At 59.7% G+C, this 15,643-nt stretch carries 13 protein-coding genes; 8 read left to right on the top strand and 5 right to left on the bottom strand.

Translation table 11 applies throughout. The features are described 5' to 3' along the window. Position 1 precedes the first annotated feature (1 nt). The gene (locus EOK75_RS17565; protein WP_137195312.1) at positions 2–694 is read right to left on the bottom strand and encodes an arylesterase; all 693 of its coding nucleotides are present in this window, start codon (positions 692–694) and stop codon (positions 2–4) included. On the opposite strand from EOK75_RS17565, the gene EOK75_RS17560 reads away from it, so the two are divergent. The 8 genes from EOK75_RS17560 to EOK75_RS17525 all read left to right on the top strand — a co-directional run bounded on the left by EOK75_RS17560 (position 693) and on the right by EOK75_RS17525 (position 11,559). Next, the gene (locus EOK75_RS17560; RefSeq protein WP_137195311.1) at positions 693–1,385 is read left to right on the top strand and encodes an ABC transporter ATP-binding protein; all 693 of its coding nucleotides are present in this window, start codon (positions 693–695) and stop codon (positions 1,383–1,385) included. The two genes, EOK75_RS17565 and EOK75_RS17560, sit on opposite strands and share 2 nt — an antisense overlap. Next, positions 1,382–3,895 (top strand): ABC transporter permease, encoded by a 2,514-nt coding sequence (locus tag EOK75_RS17555; protein WP_137195310.1) that lies wholly within the window; start codon positions 1,382–1,384, stop codon positions 3,893–3,895. The genes EOK75_RS17560 and EOK75_RS17555 overlap by 4 nt, the downstream gene beginning before the upstream one ends. A 66-nt stretch (positions 3,896–3,961) precedes the next feature. Then, positions 3,962–5,116 carry an acetylornithine deacetylase gene (argE, locus tag EOK75_RS17550; protein ID WP_137195309.1) on the top strand — a complete coding sequence of 385 codons (1,155 nt, stop codon included), beginning with the start codon at positions 3,962–3,964 and terminating at the stop codon, positions 5,114–5,116. Positions 5,117–5,147: 31 nt separating this feature from the next. After that, positions 5,148–6,209 (top strand): tRNA 2-selenouridine(34) synthase MnmH, encoded by a 1,062-nt coding sequence (mnmH, locus tag EOK75_RS17545; protein WP_137195308.1) that lies wholly within the window; start codon positions 5,148–5,150, stop codon positions 6,207–6,209. A gap of 91 nt (positions 6,210–6,300) precedes the next feature. Beyond that, on the top strand, positions 6,301–7,167 hold the full coding sequence (locus tag EOK75_RS17540) for a universal stress protein (RefSeq protein ID WP_137195307.1): 867 nt from the start codon (positions 6,301–6,303) through the stop codon (positions 7,165–7,167). 84 nt (positions 7,168–7,251) lie between these two features. After that, positions 7,252–9,753, top strand: coding sequence for a cation:proton antiporter (locus EOK75_RS17535; protein WP_137195306.1), 2,502 nt, complete (start codon positions 7,252–7,254; stop codon positions 9,751–9,753). Positions 9,754–9,942: 189 nt separating this feature from the next. Beyond that, on the top strand, positions 9,943–10,530 hold the full coding sequence (locus tag EOK75_RS17530) for a heme NO-binding domain-containing protein (RefSeq protein ID WP_137195305.1): 588 nt from the start codon (positions 9,943–9,945) through the stop codon (positions 10,528–10,530). Beyond that, positions 10,531–11,559: a GGDEF domain-containing protein gene (locus tag EOK75_RS17525; RefSeq protein ID WP_137195304.1), complete on the top strand. Its 1,029-nt coding sequence runs from the start codon at positions 10,531–10,533 to the stop codon at positions 11,557–11,559. It abuts the gene before it with no gap. Positions 11,560–11,773: 214 nt separating this feature from the next. Here the strand turns inward: EOK75_RS17525 and EOK75_RS17520 are convergent, their stop codons facing one another. The 4 genes from EOK75_RS17520 to EOK75_RS17505 form a co-directional block, all read right to left on the bottom strand. Continuing rightward, the gene (locus tag EOK75_RS17520; protein ID WP_137195303.1) at positions 11,774–12,397 is read right to left on the bottom strand and encodes a queuosine precursor transporter; all 624 of its coding nucleotides are present in this window, start codon (positions 12,395–12,397) and stop codon (positions 11,774–11,776) included. A gap of 100 nt (positions 12,398–12,497) precedes the next feature. After that, the gene (locus EOK75_RS17515; protein ID WP_240794081.1) at positions 12,498–13,397 is read right to left on the bottom strand and encodes an esterase-like activity of phytase family protein; all 900 of its coding nucleotides are present in this window, start codon (positions 13,395–13,397) and stop codon (positions 12,498–12,500) included. Further along, positions 13,370–14,269 (bottom strand): penicillin-insensitive murein endopeptidase, encoded by a 900-nt coding sequence (gene mepA / locus EOK75_RS17510; RefSeq protein WP_137195302.1) that lies wholly within the window; start codon positions 14,267–14,269, stop codon positions 13,370–13,372. The genes EOK75_RS17515 and mepA overlap by 28 nt, the downstream gene beginning before the upstream one ends. Beyond that, positions 14,269–15,612 carry an MFS transporter gene (locus EOK75_RS17505; RefSeq protein WP_137195301.1) on the bottom strand — a complete coding sequence of 448 codons (1,344 nt, stop codon included), beginning with the start codon at positions 15,610–15,612 and terminating at the stop codon, positions 14,269–14,271. Before EOK75_RS17505 ends, mepA begins: the two co-directional genes overlap by 1 nt. Positions 15,613–15,643 lie beyond the last annotated feature (31 nt).

Here is a 15,643-nt window from a genome sequence, read left to right as displayed (position 1 = left end):
GTCAGCCGCCCGTCTGCGCCAATAGCTCCAATACTTTCGGGCCCATAGCCGCGACGACGCGCAGCACGCCTTCGGCATTGGGGTGGATACCGTCGTCTTGCATAAAGGTCGGATCAATCCCGCCATCTTGTGCCGCGATGGGCGCGAAATAGACCGGCAGCAGCAAGGTGTTGAACTGGGCGCTCAGCTCGGGAAAGATTGCCTCGAACTCGGTTTTATAATCGGCACCGTAATTGCTGGGTGCGATCATGCCGACCAGCAAGACTGGCAGGCCCTTGTCTTGTGCGGCTTGTAAAATCTGCGTGAGGTTGGCGCGTGCGACCGATGGGTCCAGCCCGCGCAGCATGTCATTGCCGCCCAGATTTACGATCAAACCTTCGGCACCTGAGGCCAGCGCCCATTCAAGCCGTGCCGCCCCACCTGCCGTGGTATCGCCCGAAACGCCGGCATTCAGGACCTGCGCTTTTGCGCCGTTTTTATCCAGCCAAGCCTGTAATTGCGGCACGAAACCCTCATCCTGCGGCAATCCGTAGCCTGCCGTCAAACTGTCACCCAGCGCCAAAATGCGCGGCGTTTCGGCAAAAACCGCCCCTGCTGCGACGGAAAGCCCGAGGATTGACGTAAAAACAATGTTGCGTATTACGCGCACGGCCCCATATCCAAGGGCAGGGCAAGACCGAAGGGCTGATTTCATGACGACACCTATTCTGGGGCTGCAAGACGCAAGCCTGACACTGGCAGGCAATGCAGGTCCGGTAAATATATTACGTGACATCACGCTTGAGGTCGCGCCGGGGGAAAGCGTCGGGTTGATCGGGCCGTCTGGGTCTGGCAAATCGTCTCTCCTTATGGTGATGGGCGGGCTGGAACAGGCCACCTCGGGGCGGGTGCTTGCGCTGGGGCATGACCTGACCGCGATGGACGAAGACGCGCTTGCACGCTTCCGCAGGGATAATATGGGGGTGGTGTTCCAATCTTTCCACCTTATCCCGACAATGACCGCGCTGGAAAATGTGGCGCTGCCCTTGGAACTGGGCGGGGTGCAGGATGCCTTTGGCCGCGCGGTCGAGGAATTGGTCGCCGTGGGGTTGGGGGCGCGCATGGATCATTACCCCAGCCAGATGTCGGGCGGGGAACAGCAACGTGTGGCCCTTGCCCGTGCCGCCGCACCGCGCCCCGCGATCTTGCTTGCGGATGAACCCACCGGCAATCTGGATGGCAAAAACGGCGCGGCAATCATGGATTTGCTGTTCGGCCTGCGCGACCGGCATGAGGCGACCTTGATCATGGTCACCCATGCGCCGGAACTGGCTGCGCGCTGTTCACGTGTCATCCGCCTGAAAGATGGCCGGATCGACGGCGAAGGCCTAGAGGCCGCAGCATGAAGTTGGCCTTTCGTCTTGCGCGGCGTGAATTGCGCGGTGGTTTGCGTGGCTTTCGGGTGTTTTTGGCCTGTTTGACGCTGGGCGTTGCCGCGATTGCCGCCGTGGGCATGGTCCGCGCCGCGATTGAAGGAGGGCTGGCCGAACAGGGCGCGGCACTGTTGGGCGGTGATGCGCAGATGGAATTTACCTATCGCCGTGCCAATCCCGAAGAGCTGGCCTTTATGGAGGATATGGCCGCCGCCACATCCGAGGTGATCGATTTCCGTTCTATGGCGGTGGTGGGCGATGATCGCGCGCTGACGCAGGTCAAAGCGGTGGATGCGGCCTATCCCTTGATTGGCGAGGTGGTGCTTGATCCGGTGATGCCGCTGGAGGTGGCCCTTGTGGGTGCGAATGGCCTGCCCGGCGCGGTGCTGGACAGGGTGCTTGTGGACCGGCTTGGCCTTGCCGTTGGCGACAGCTTTATGATGGGCAGCCAAAGCTTTCACCTCTCGGCCGTTCTGGTGACCGAACCTGATAGTGCTACGGGCGGCTTTGGCCTTGGGCCACGATCGATGGTGCTGACAGATAGCCTTGAGGGGTCTGGCCTTATTGGTGCCGGCAGCCTGTTTGAATCGCAATACCGTTTGATGTTGCCACCCGATACCGATCTGGAAGTCGCCAAGGCCCAAGCCGAGGATGCATTTCGTAACAAGGGCATGCGCTGGTCTGATAGCCGTCGCGCAACGCCGGGGGTGGCGCGTTTTGTGGACCGGATCGGATCGTTTCTGGTGCTTGTCGGGCTGGCGGGACTGGCTGTGGGCGGGGTTGGGGTTTCGGCCGCTGTGCGCGCCTATCTGGAAGGTAAGGTGACAACGATTGCCACGCTGAAAACGCTTGGTGCCTCGGGGGCGATGATTTTTCAGACGTATCTGATGCAAATCGGTGTGCTGACGGTTTTGGGCGTGACGATGGGGCTGATCTTGGGCGCGGGGGTGCCATTGGCGCTGTCGCCCGTGATTGCGGCATCGCTGCCGTTTCCGGTGGCCTTTGGGCTTTATCCGGCACCCTTGGCGCAGGCTGCATTTTACGGGATCGTGACGGCACTTTTGTTCACGCTTTGGCCGCTGGCGCGGGTGCAGAATGTGCGGGTGGCGGTGCTGTACCGTGGCGGTGAGGGCAAGGTTGCTTGGCCAAGCTGGCCGTTGTGGCTGGCGATGGGCGCACTTGTGGCGCTGCTGGTTGGCGGGGCGGCATGGCTTTCGGGGCTGGCGCTTTTGGCGCTGTGGTCGGCGTCGGGTGTTGTTGCGGCGCTTGGAATTTTGTGGCTGGCGGCTTTTGCCTTGCGCTTTGTGGCGCGCGCGCTTGCCCGTTCGCGGATGGTGCGCGGGCATGTCGGACTTCGGGCCGCTTTGGCCTCCATCGGCGGGCCGCGGGATGAGGCGGCCTCGGTGATCTTGTCGCTGGGGCTGGGGCTGACAGTGCTGGCCGCAGTCGGTCAAATTGATGCCAATCTGCGCGCCGCGATTGACCGTGATTTGCCTGCCATCGCGCCGTCCTATTTCTTTGTTGATATTCAGAATGACCAGATCGACGGCTTTTTGGACCGCACACAGAATGACCCCGAGGTTAGCAAAGTCGAAAGCTCTCCGATGTTGCGGGGGGTTGTGACGCAGATCAACGGGGTCGATGCGCGCCAAGTTGCGGGCGAACATTGGGTTGTACGCGGCGATCGCGGCGTGACCTATGCCGCCACCCTGCCCGAAGGGACGGTCGTGACCGGCGGTGAATTCTGGCCCGAGGATTATCAAGGTCCGCCACAGCTTTCCTTTGCCCAAGAGGAGGCGGATGAGATTGGCCTGACCCTTGGCGATACCGTCACCGTCAATATCCTCGGGCGCGATATCGAGGCCGAGATCACCAGCTTTCGCGATGTGGATTTTTCGACCGGCGGTATGGGCTTTGTGATGATGCTGAACCCTTCGGCGCTTGCGGGCGCACCCCACACCCATATCGCCACGGTCTATTCCACGCCTGAGACAGAGGCTGCTTTGCTGCGCGATGTGGCGGGGGCTTACCCCAATATCACGGCGGTGCGCGTGCGTGATGCGATCAACCGTGTGGCGGATGCGCTTTCGGCGATTGCCACGGCGACGGCCTGGGCGGCGGGGGCGACTTTGTTGACCGGCTTTGTCGTCTTGATCGGGGCGGCAGCGGCGGGTGAGCGTAGCCGCGTTTATGAGGCCGCGATCCTGAAAACCCTCGGCGCAAGTCGGGCGCAGATCATGGGCAGTTTCGCGCTGCGATCGGGCTTGACGGGGGCGGCGGCGGGCATCGTGGCGATTGCTGCGGGCGGGGCGGCGGCATGGGCCGTGATGCACTTTGTAATGGAGGTGGATTTCGTGTTTGAGCCTGTCTCGGCGCTGGCCATTGTTGGCGGCGGTGTGCTGGCGACATTGCTGGCGGGTCTGGCCTTTGTCTGGCGGCCGCTCAAGGCGCGCCCGGCACAGGTTTTGCGCGCGCAGGAGTGATGCTTTGGGGGTGCCAAGGGATGCGGCTTGCGCTAGGTTGATCCCAACACTCAACCGGAGACTGCTATGGATATGCGCGCCATCCTTGACCGCCTGATCGGCTTTGAAACCGTTAGCCATATGACCAACGTACCTTTGATGCGCTATGTCGAAGGGCTCTTGGCCGAGGCGGGGATTGCCTCGACGCTGATCTTTGACGAGACCGGCGAGAAGGCGAACCTTTATGCGCGGGTCGGGCCAGAGGATGTGCCGGGGGTGGTTTTGTCGGGCCATGTCGATGTGGTTCCGGTTGAGGGGCAGGCTTGGACCCGCCCGCCTTTCGCGCTGACGCAAGAGGGCGACCGGCTTTACGGGCGCGGCACCACCGACATGAAGGGTTTCGATGCCTGTGCGATTGTCTGCATGTTGAATGCTGCCAAGCGGGATTTGAAGGTGCCACTGATCCTTGCCCTGTCGCATGATGAAGAGATCGGCTGTCGTGGTGTCGGTTCCATGATTGATGCGATGGCCGAATGGCCGGTGCAGCCGCGTCTTTGCATCATCGGTGAACCCACCAGCATGGAGGCGGCGATTGGCCATAAGGGCAAGATCGCGCTTCGGCTAAGCTGTACGGGGCGTGGCGGGCATAGCTCGGCCGCGCCCAATGCCTTGAATGCGATCCATCTGGCGACGGATTTTATCGGCGCCGTGCGGGAGCTGCAGGCAGAGGTCGCCACATCCGGTCCGTTTGATAGCGATTACGGTGTGCCCTACACCACCTTGCATGTCGGCAAGATCAACGGCGGGGTGCAGGTGAATGTCGTGGCCAACGCCTGCGTGATCGATATGGAGATACGCTCGCTTGCGCAGGACGATCCGGCGCGGCTGATCGAACGGCTCAAGGCCGAGGCCGAGGCGATTGTCGTCCCCCTGCGTGCCGATTTCCCCGAGGCCGCGATCGAGGTGGAACGCCTGTGGGATTACCCCGGCCTTGGCACTGCCCCTGATGCCGATGTTGTCAGCTTTGTCAAAGGGCTGACCGGCGGCAATACCCACGTCAAAGTCGCCTTTGGCACCGAGGGCGGCATGTTTGCCCAACGGCTTGGCCTGCCGACCGTGGTTTGCGGGCCGGGTGCCATGACCCAAGGGCATATGCCGGATGAATATGTCGAGATCGCCCAGTTGGAACGTTGTGAGGCGATGCTGGACGCTTTGCTGGCACGCTGTGAGGCCGGATTTTGATGGCGGGCATTTGCAGATCTGGTGAACCCCTATGGCATTGACCCTTACCGCGCTGCCACAGATCGCAGAGCTTGCGTTTGATGACATCATCGATGTGCGCAGCCCGTCCGAATATGCCGAAGATCACATTCCCGGCGCGATAAACCTTCCGGTTCTGGATGATGCGGAGCGGGCTGAGGTTGGCACGATCTACAAGCAAGACAGCCCGTTTCGGGCGCGCAAAGTGGGGGCGGCCTTGGTTGCGGCCAATGCGGCGCGGCATTTGCAAGGCGCGTTGGCGGATAAGCCCGGCGGCTGGCGTCCTTTGGTTTACTGCTGGCGGGGCGGGCAACGCTCGGGGTCTTTCGCCTCGATCCTGTCGCAGATCGGCTGGCGGGTGGAATTGGTGTCGGGGGGCTACAAGGCCTACAGGCATCTGGTTGTCGACGCGCTTTATGATACGGCTTTCCCCAGCCCCGTTGTCTTGCTTGGCGGGAATACCGGAACGGCCAAGACCGCGCAGTTGCACAGGCTGGCCGCCCGAGGGGCGCAGATGCTGGACCTTGAAGGCCTGGCCAATCATCGCGGCTCGCTTTTCGGCGCGATGGCGGGGGGGCAGCCAAGCCAGAAAGGCTTTGAATCGCGTCTTGCCGCCGCAATGGCCAAGCTCGATCCCGCCCGCGTTGTGGTGGTGGAGGCTGAAAGCTCCAAGGTGGGGGACTGTCGTTTGCCGCCGGGGCTGTGGAAGGCCATGACCGCCGCGCCGCGATTGGAGGTGGTCGCCCCCGTTTCGGCACGGGCACGCTACCTCGTTTCCGCTTATGGCGACATGGTGCAAGATCCGGCGCGGCTTGCCTCTGTGATTGCCAGCCTGCGCCGCGCGCAATCAGAAGAGCAGGTCACGGATTGGCTGGAGATGGCATCGGCCGGCGCATTTGAGGACCTCGCAGCGGGGCTTATGACCCAGCATTATGATCCGCGATACGCCAAGCACCGCGTAAGACTGGATCAAGGGGTGGAGGAGTTTGAGACCGACAGCCTGGACGATGAGGCGCTGGAGCGATTGGCCGATCGGTTGATGGTCCGGCTGGGCTGTTCGAATTCGCTTTATTAACCCATTTTCAGGGTGGTGAAACCTCTGTCAAATTAGGTGCGCTTTAAGTAATATGCTGTAAAGTTATCAAATTAACCAAGAGGGGGCGGACATGGGGACAATTCTGGTTGCCACCGATTTTTCGGAACGGTCGGATCAGGCCATGGAACGTGCCGCCCTGATCGCCGCCCGTAAGGGGGCGCGTCTGCATGTTGTGCATGTCGTGGATGATGACCAGAAACAGCGCCTTATTGATAGTGAAGTCGCCGCCTCGCAGGAATTGCTGCAAGAGGATGCCCAAAGATTGCGCACGACCCATAGCAACCTGACCTGCACCACGGATGTGGTGATGGGCGACCCGTTTGAGGGTATCGGCAAAGCTGCGGATAGTGTCACGCCCTCGCTTGTGGTTCTGGGCGCGCACCGTCGCCACCTGCTGCGTGATGTCTTTGTCGGCACCACGGCGCAGCGCACGATCCGCCGCACGCGCAGGCCGGTGTTGATGGTCAATGTGCCGCCGACACGTAGCTATGGTAATGTGCTGCTCAGCACTGATTTCTCGGACGCCTCGCGGGCTGCGGCCCGGACGCTTGCCAAGCTGGACCTGACCGAACCGCAGAATGTGACCTTGCTCCATGTCTATGAAACGCTGGCCGAACAGATGATGTTTCGCAGCGCGCTGACCAAGCAGCAGATGGAGCGGCATCAAGATGAGTTGAAGCAAGAGGCAGACCGTGCGCTTGCAGCCTTCCTTGCAACTTTATCGCCAACGGGCTTCAAGATGATGACCAGCCCCTATGAGACCAACGTATCTGCCTCTATTCTGGAGGTGGCTCGTGAACAGGCGGCAGATTTGATCGTGGCTGTCAGTCAGGGGCGTAATGATCTTAAGAAAACGCTTTTGGGCAGCGTGGCTGAGGAAATTCTGCGCCGCGCCGATCGTGATGTGCTGATAATTCCACCTGCAAAAAAGGACTGACCAACCCGCGCCTAACTCATAGTCAAACCCACAGCCTTGCGGCGTTTGATATTCCCCGATGCCTTTCTAATATATTTGGGTCTTATGGACATAATCGTGATCACCACCATCATTGCCTCGCTTTTCTTGTTGATTGGCGCGGCAGAGCCGTTGGCAAAGCACTTGCGGCTGCCCTATGCGGTGATTATCGCTTTGCTTGGCATTATGGTTGCGGCGGCGGCGACGTTCTTTTTGCGCACGGATTTGACGGATGCGCTGAATCCGATTGCGGTGGCTATTCTGGCGCTGCCGATACGGTCCAATGTGTTTTTGTACGTGTTTCTGCCAACCTTGGTGTTTCAGGTGACGCTGGGGCTGAACCTGCGGCGGATGGCGGATGACTGGGTGCCGATCTTGGTGCTGGCCGTGGTTGCGGTCTTTGTGGCGACCTTTGTCGTTGGCTATTCGCTGGCCTATGTCAGCTCGCTCAGCCTGGCGGCGGCATTGCTGGTTGGTGCGATTGTCTCCACCACAGATCCATCGGCGGTGGTCAGCATCTTCCGGTCCATCTCGGCGCCGCGACGGTTGGCGCGGATTATTGAAGGTGAAAGCCTTTTGAATGATGCTGCGGCCATCGCGCTTGCAGCGGTGTTTATGCAGTATGTCCGGACCAATTCACCCGACCCATCGGTGCAAAGCGCGCTTGCGCAGTTTCCGGTTTTGCTTGTGGGCGGGGCTGTTGTTGGCTGGATAGCCGCGCGGATTACGATCTGGATCATGGCGCTTTTCAGCCGGTATGAGCTGGCGGTGATCTCGGTTTCTATTACCTTGCCGTATCTGTCCTATATCATCGCCGAGCAAAGCGTTGGCGCGTCGGGTGTGATTGCCGTGGTTGTGGCCGCGATGACCCTGCAACTGACCGGCCCGGGGCGCCTGCCGCCCGGTACATGGCAAAACCTGCGTGATGTTTGGGGGCTTTTGGCACATTGGGCCGGCGCGCTGATCTTTATTCTGGCGGCTTTGCTGATTCCGCGCATGTTGGAAACGGTGCAATGGTCGGATCTGGGGCTGATCATTGTCGTTGTGGGGGCTGCAATTTTTGCCCGCGCGATTATTCTGTACGGGTTGCTGCCGCTGCTGACGCGGCTCGGCCTTTCGCCGAAGGTGGAGCGGCCTTACCGCGTGGCCATCATGTGGGGGGGGTTGCGTGGGGCGGTTACGCTTTCGCTGGCGCTGGCTGTGACCGAAAGCCTTACCATCCCGCCCGAGATTAAACGTCAGGTCGCGGTTCTGGCCACGGGATTTACCCTGTTCACATTGCTGGTGCAGGGGACGACCCTGCGCTTGGTGATCGGCTGGCTGGGGCTGGACAAGCTGTCACCGCTGGATAACGCGCTTTATAATCAGGTGATCGCTGTTGCGTTGCAAACTGTGCGTGAAGATCTGGCGAAGGTGACCGAAAACTATGACCTGACCAAGGAAACCGTGCGCGCCGAGGCCAAGAAATTCGGCGAGCGTTTGGAGTTGGCCGTAAAATCCGCGGATGACAAGACCGAGATCCTCGACCGCGACCGCATCACGCTTGGGCTGATCGCCTTGGCCAGCGCCGAGCGCGACTCCCTGCTGACGCGATTTCGGGACCGGACGATTTCGGCGGGCCTGTCGGAACGTTTGCTGTCGGATGCGGATGCATTGATCGAGGGTTCTCGTTTTGCGGGGCGTGACGGCTATAAAGCGGCGTCAAATCGCAGTCTCGGGTTCGGGCGCTGGCTGCGTCTGGCCGTGTTTTTGCACAATCGTTTGCGGTTTTCCCGACCCTTGGCCCATATCACGGCAACCCGGTTCGGGTTGTTGCTGTCGCAGCGGTTGGTTCTGCGGGATTTGCACGGCTTTATTGACGGGCGCATCCGCCGTATCCATGGCCGCCGTGTGGCGGAATTGCTGCATGCCATGCTGGAGCGCCGGATCGAGCGGGTGGAGCAGGCGCTGGACGGATTGCGGCTGCAATATCCCGGCTATGCCGAGGAAATGGAACGTCGTTTTATCCGGCGTGTTGCGCTGCGGCTGGAGGAGCGCGAATATGACACGTTGATGGAGGATGGTCTGATCGGGGAAGAGGTCCACTCGGCGCTGACGCTGGATATTGGCGCACGTCGTGATCGGGCCGAGGCTTCTCCGCTATTGGATCTGGCGATGCAAAAGAAAGAGCTGGTGCGTCAGTTCCCGCTGTTTTCTGATATGGACGACGCGGTATTGAACCGCTTGGCGCGCAATCTTGTCACGCGATATGTTAATCCCGGAGAGTGGGTCTTGCGGCGCGATAGCGCCTCCCGGAACGTCTATTTTGTGGCGTCGGGCGCCGTGGAAATGGACGTGGCAGGCCAGACATGGCGTTTGGGGCGCGGAGAGATGTTTGGCCAGATGGGGATGCTGATGCGCAAACCGTCACGTGCGGCGGTTCGTGCAATTGCGCCTTCGACCTTGCTGATGCTGGATGAGGCTCGGTTTTTGCGCCTGCTCAAACGCAGCAAGGCCATTCAGGGGGCCGTTCATGCCAGTGCTGCTAGACGTGGTATTCCGATCGACCAACTGTCGATGGGCGGCTAACGGAAAGGTGTGTTGCGTTCAGGCGGCACAAGCATTGATTGCATAAAGGATTATTTTATGCCGCTTTGAACGGCATCTTGTTGCTGTTACTGCGCCCACGACCTTAAAATTGTTTCTTTCAGCCTGCAGTTGAGAAAAAATTAAGGTTTTTGGACGTAACCTCATATGGGAGATACAGGGACCGCGGGAATGCATGGGCTGATCAACAGAGCAATTCAACGCTATGTGCGCGATACGCATGGTGATGCAGCTTGGGCTCAAGTCGCGCGGCAGGCCGGACTCGGCTTTGACGGGTTCGAAGCCATGTTGCTCTATGATATTTCTTTGACCGAGACTGTTTTGTCAGCGGCGGAACGGGTCCTGAGCCGCCCGCGCGAGGTGATTCTCGAGGATCTGGGCACTTTTCTGGTGTCGAACCCGGGGCTTGATAGCCTACGCCGTTTGTTGCGCTTTGGGGGTGCCACATTTACAGAGTTTTTGCTGACACTGGAGGATACGCGGGGGCGGGGGCAGCTTGCTCTGCCGGATATTGATCTGCCGGTGTTGGATCTGTATGAAATTTCGCCGTCACTTTATGCGCTGCAATGTCGTTTCCCGATTACGGGAATGGGCCACGTCCTTGTCGGATTATTGCGCGCGATGGCTGATGATTATGGCGCATTGGTTATGCTGGATCATGATGGTTATAGCATTGATGGTGAGATGGTTCTCATTCATTTACTGGAAGTATCTTATGCAGAGGGGCGGAGTTTCGACCTGACCCTTAGGGGTGGGTAAATGGTAAGCGTAGCATCAAGCACACAATCGTTGCAGATAGGCAGAGCATCAGCGAACCGGCTGATGCCAATGCATATTTGGGTGTCGGCGACGGGCCGCATCGAATCCGCAGGCACAACTTTGCAAAAAGCCTTTGGCACCATAGAGCTGGAGGGCGAGAACTTTTTTGACCTCTTTGAAGTGCGTGGTCCGGGTGGAATTTTCGCGGTAGATGATTTGCATCGCCGCGCGGGTAAGACCTTGTCCATATGCCCGCGGATTGGGACGGGCGCCTATGCGCTGCGCGGAATTGCGGTCCCGCTGGAACAGCAAGGGGCAGTTCTGTTAAATCTGTCATTTGGTGTTGGTGTGATTTACGCGGTCTCGGCATTCCAGCTGACGGCTGCAGATTTTGCGGCTACGGAGCTGGCAATGGAGCTGCTCTATCTGGTGGAGGCAAAGACTGCCGTAACAGAAGAGTTGCGGCGATTGAACCTGCGCTTGAAGGGTGCCCGCGACGAAGCAGAACAGCAGGCGCTCACTGATATGTTGACCGGTTTGCGCAACCGCCGTGCATTGGACCTTACGATGACAGAGCTCATCGAAGGTCAGGTTCCCTTTGGTTTAATGCATATCGACCTGGACTACTTCAAGGCGGTCAATGATACCTTGGGTCATGCTGCAGGCGATCATGTGCTGCGTGAGGTGGCAAGGTCGCTTTTGTCCGAGACCCGGGATTGTGATACGGTTGCACGTGTGGGTGGCGATGAATTTGTTATTGTTTTCCAAGAACTAACAGACTCAGAAAAGCTATCAAACATCGCTGACCGCGTGGTGGAACGACTCAGAGAACCTTCATTTTTCGGCGGGAAACCATGCCGCATTTCCGCGAGCATCGGCATTACCATATCCATAAATTACTGTCCGCCAGAAGCGGACCGTATGTTGAGTGATGCGGATGAGGCCTTGTATGCATCTAAAAATGCGGGACGGGGGCAGGCGCAAATGTTCAAGTCTTCGATGGAAGACAGGCGTGCGTTGGGCAATTGATTACAGCCGCCGCGGGTTCGTTTTAAGATGGATTGCATCGCCTCTTCGCGGGACTGCCCATCATAACCTGAAATCATCATGCCAGGATGACCAGTGCAAGGCCTTTTCAGCCTGACGTCGAGAGGTCTCTACTACAGCATTCACGTCATCAGGGTATTCGATCAAGACAGGCCCACCCCTACCAGTCTGCAGAACCGACGGCATGGGCCCAAAATCAGGTAGACTTGGGCGATAACCTTTGCACAATTATCCGAAACGGGATCAGGGCGATCACTGATAGCGATAGCTTTACGCCCCAATCTGCGACCGCCAGCGATACCCACAAAGGTGCTGCTGGCCCAAGCCCGAGCAGTGGCAGCGCCTCACTGGCCCAGGAAATATCGTTGCCCGGTTCTAGCCAGATCAGCCATGTCGAAAAGGCGATGGTGAAGAAGATCGTCGTATCCACGGTCGCCCCCACAAGGGTGGAAACCATAGGCGCGCGCCACCAAGCCCCGTTGCGCAAGCGATCAAAGATTGCGACATCCAAAAGCTGTGCAGTCAAAAACGCGGTGCCGGATGCGATCGCGATACGCAATGTGACCAGCGGCCCGAACTCCCCCATGATCTGGGTGCCGATGAAAGAGCACAAAAGCCCCACACCAAAGCCGACCAAGACCACCCGTCGCGCAGCCGCTGCGCCATAGATGCGGTTCATAAGATCAGTGACAAGAAAGGCGAAGGGATAGGTAAAGGCGCCCCAAGTCAGCCATTGGCCAAAAAGGTATTGCACCAGAATATTCGAGGCCACAACGATGGCCGCCATGGCGAGAACGCCGGGGATCAGGTTTCGGGTCATTTCAATTTTTCCGTTTTATCAAGGTAGCGGAGACTTGGCCCCCAAAGTGTGGGACGCGTTGGGCTTACGTGCTTGCGGGGCTGCTTGTCAATCCGGTCCGTCATGGGATCACACGGTATTCGACAACCTCGGTGCGTTGCGGCCAAAAGAAGTTGTCATCCGACATCATGGTCAGGCGTATGTCGCCCTTCGCATCACGCCAGGCGGCAAGCGCTTCAAGGTTGTCATAGGTTCCGGCGGGGCTTTGCATCTCGATCCGCGCGTCGTGAAAGCCGTCGCTGTTAAGCGCAAAGCTGCGCACCCGGCTGGAAAAACCGAACAGGCCGTGAAAGCCGCGCTCCAGCAAATAAAACCGCCCGTCGGGGCCGAAATCAGCGCCCACAGGGTCGAACCCCTTGGTGCGGGGCAGGTGCAGGGTTTGGCTCCACCGTCCGTCGGCATAGCGGTAGAGGGGCAGAGGGCCGCCGCCCCTCGGGCTTTCGGGCAGGGTATAAAGCGCGCCATCCGCGTCAATGGCCAAGGCCTCCAGCCCGCCATTGTTGCGCAGGGTGGCAAATTCGGGCGGGCGGGGCAGGTCGCGGCCGGGTCCAGTCAGGTCGTCAAAAATCATGATCCGTGCGAAGGCATGCCCCTCAAAGCTGATATAGGTCTGGCCGTTTGGCCCGCGTGCCATGCCTTCGGTATCGGCACGCTGTCCGGTTAGCTGGGCATCGTTGACATCACGCAACGGGGCCACGGGGGCCGCGTGCATCGCCGTAACATTGCCCTGCGCATCGCGGGTTATCCGGCCCTTGGTCCAGCCGGCGCGGTCACTGATCACGGTAAAATCCAGGCCATCGGCAGAGATTTCTATTCCCGAAAAGCCGCCATGCTTCGGGTCATCGCTTTGCCAGACATAGGTCGCAATAAAGCCGGGGGGGCGCTTGGGGGCGGCACTTCCTCCAAGCGCAAGCAGCCCGCATAGCCCCGCAATCAGCGCGCGTTGAGAACGTTTTTGCACTGGTTCGGCAGGTCCGCCATGGTGAATTGACGTGGGCGCTTGCGGGGGGCGGTTTTCTTTTTCGGCTTCTTTGGTTTCGGTGCGGCTTTGGGCGGGTTGAGGTAATCTGTCACCCACCAGCGCAAGGTTGCATCACAACCGTTCCCGCCCTTAGAGAGCGAGGACACAGTGGGCTTTTGCGTCACGCAGGCCGAGGCCCCGCGCGGGCATTTCAGCCTGACGTGAAAATGGGTGTCATGCCCGGCGACGGGGCGGATCTTTTGCAGCCAGCGTTTATCCGACCGCCGCGCCGTCTTGCACATTTCCAGCTTGACGGCGGCGGCGACGAAAATCCGGTCCACGCGCCTGTCGGATGCGGCAGCTTTCAGCAGCGCGTGATGGCTGCGCGTCCAGTTTTTGGTCACAGAGCGTTGGTTCTTGGAACGAACCGGAATGGACCCGATCTTTTCACGTTCGCTTCGTGACAGGTTCAACCGGCTGGGCGGGCGCATCCAGACATCGGCATCCAGCCCGATCTGATGGCTGGCGTGCCCCGATGTCATCGGCCCGCCACGCGGTTGCGCAATATCGCCGATATATAGCCCCTTCCAGCCGACCTTGACGGCCATGCGGCTCAGGTCTTGCAGATAGTCGATCATGACGGGTTGGCCCCAGTGGCGATCACGCGAAAGGCGCATGGCTTGCCATGTCGGGCCATTTTCAGGCAGTTGTACCTGCCCCGCAGCGCAGCCCTTGGCATAGCTGCCAACCGGCATGGCCGCCTGCCGCGATGCTGTCTTTTCGGCGCCAAACAAGCGGTTGGCCAATGGTTCGGCCTGAACGGGTGCGGCCACTGCTGTCAAAAGCAGTCCAAGGATAAACGGCTTCAACATCACGGCGCCCCTATGTTTCGATCACCTTGCGGTTTTACCCACAGCAGCAGAACCAGCCCGAGCAGAAATAGCACGATCAACGGTGAAATGCCAAGTTGCTGGCTTCCGGTGATATCGGTCACCACCCCGATCGACAAGGGCGCGAGGAAGGAGGTCGCCTTGCCCGCCAGCGCGTAAAGCCCGAAGGCCTCGGTGATATGGGCCGGATCGGCCTGATGGACCATCATCGTCCGGCTGGCCGATTGCAGCGCGCCCCCCGCCGCCCCGATCAGCGCGCCCATGGCATAGAACACGACATCGGGCAGCGCGCTTGTGGCCGCCACAGGGATGCCAAAGACGGATGTGCGCGAAACCAGCGCCACACCAATCGCAACCGCTGTCAGGACCAATACGCAAAGGCCGATGACCGGCTTGGGGCCGAAACGGCTGTCGGCCTTGCCGCCAAGCCATGCAAACACCGCGCCCGAGAAAGCGGCGAGGATGCCAAAGATACCCACGTCAATCACGCTCCACCCCAAGACGCCGACGGCATAGATGCCACCAAACACATACATCCCGTTCAGCGCATCGCGGTAAAGCATCGAGCTGCCCAGAAAGGCAAAGAGGCTGCGGCGGGCAGGCAGGGTCTTTAAGCTTTGCACAAGATCGGGGAGGGCGGTTTTGGCGGCGGCCCGAATTGACAGGGCGGCGGGACGGGGCGGTTCGCGGACCCACAAAAAGAACGGCACCATAAAGACGATATACCAGATTGCAGTGAACGGCCCGACGGCCCGCGTTCCCTCACGCGCGGCGGCATCCAGCCCGAACAGCGGCGCGATGCCCAGCAAGGTTTTGCCCGTGGCCCCCTCGGCCAAAAGCAACAGCATGATGATCAGCGACAACAGACCGCCCAAATATCCAAATGCCCAGCCAGAGCCGGAAATCCGGCCAATCTCCTCTCGGGTTCCAAGATCGGGCAGCATGGCATTGGAAAAGAGGGTCGCAAATTCCATCCCGATCAGGCCAAGCGCGAAAGAGCCCATAACGAAGAATAGGTTGAAATCATTCGGCGCGGCATACCATAGCCCCCATGCGCCAAGCACATAAAGCACCGAGAACAGCGCAATAAACCGCATCCGCCCACCCGATTTATCCGCGATGACCCCCAGCAAGGGTGCCAGCAACGCAATCACCAAGCCCGCCAGCCCGATACCGTAGCCCCAAACCGCTTGGGCGCGGCTGCCATCGCCCAGCATATCCGCAATATAGGGGGCAAAGATGAAGGTGATCAGCAGGGTGCTGTAAGGCTGGCTTGCCCAATCGAAAAAGAACCAGCCCCAGATCTGTTTCTTTGCGCGCGTCATCTACCGTCTCCTGCATTGCTTGTGATCAAGC

Origin of the sequence: Pseudorhodobacter turbinis, assembly GCF_005234135.1 — a bacterium.
In the GTDB taxonomy this organism is placed as follows: Bacteria; Pseudomonadota; Alphaproteobacteria; order Rhodobacterales; family Rhodobacteraceae; genus Pseudorhodobacter; species Pseudorhodobacter turbinis.
This window is presented reverse-complemented; position numbering and strand designations above follow the sequence as displayed.

What these genes read in the sequence shown, in the direction of transcription:
- EOK75_RS17560 (WP_137195311.1), top strand. Translation starts at nt 693, where the DNA reads ATGACGACACCTATTCTGGGGCTGCAAGACGCAAGCCTGACACTGGCA.
- EOK75_RS17565 (WP_137195312.1), bottom strand. Translation starts at nt 694, where the DNA reads ATGAAATCAGCCCTTCGGTCTTGCCCTGCCCTTGGATATGGGGCCGTG.
- EOK75_RS17555 (WP_137195310.1), top strand. Translation starts at nt 1,382, where the DNA reads ATGAAGTTGGCCTTTCGTCTTGCGCGGCGTGAATTGCGCGGTGGTTTG.
- argE (WP_137195309.1), top strand. Translation starts at nt 3,962, where the DNA reads ATGGATATGCGCGCCATCCTTGACCGCCTGATCGGCTTTGAAACCGTT.
- mnmH (WP_137195308.1), top strand. Translation starts at nt 5,148, where the DNA reads ATGGCATTGACCCTTACCGCGCTGCCACAGATCGCAGAGCTTGCGTTT.
- EOK75_RS17540 (WP_137195307.1), top strand. Translation starts at nt 6,301, where the DNA reads ATGGGGACAATTCTGGTTGCCACCGATTTTTCGGAACGGTCGGATCAG.
- EOK75_RS17535 (WP_137195306.1), top strand. Translation starts at nt 7,252, where the DNA reads ATGGACATAATCGTGATCACCACCATCATTGCCTCGCTTTTCTTGTTG.
- EOK75_RS17530 (WP_137195305.1), top strand. Translation starts at nt 9,943, where the DNA reads ATGCATGGGCTGATCAACAGAGCAATTCAACGCTATGTGCGCGATACG.
- EOK75_RS17525 (WP_137195304.1), top strand. Translation starts at nt 10,531, where the DNA reads ATGGTAAGCGTAGCATCAAGCACACAATCGTTGCAGATAGGCAGAGCA.
- EOK75_RS17520 (WP_137195303.1), bottom strand. Translation starts at nt 12,397, where the DNA reads ATGACCCGAAACCTGATCCCCGGCGTTCTCGCCATGGCGGCCATCGTT.
- mepA (WP_137195302.1), bottom strand. Translation starts at nt 14,269, where the DNA reads ATGTTGAAGCCGTTTATCCTTGGACTGCTTTTGACAGCAGTGGCCGCA.
- EOK75_RS17505 (WP_137195301.1), bottom strand. Translation starts at nt 15,612, where the DNA reads ATGACGCGCGCAAAGAAACAGATCTGGGGCTGGTTCTTTTTCGATTGG.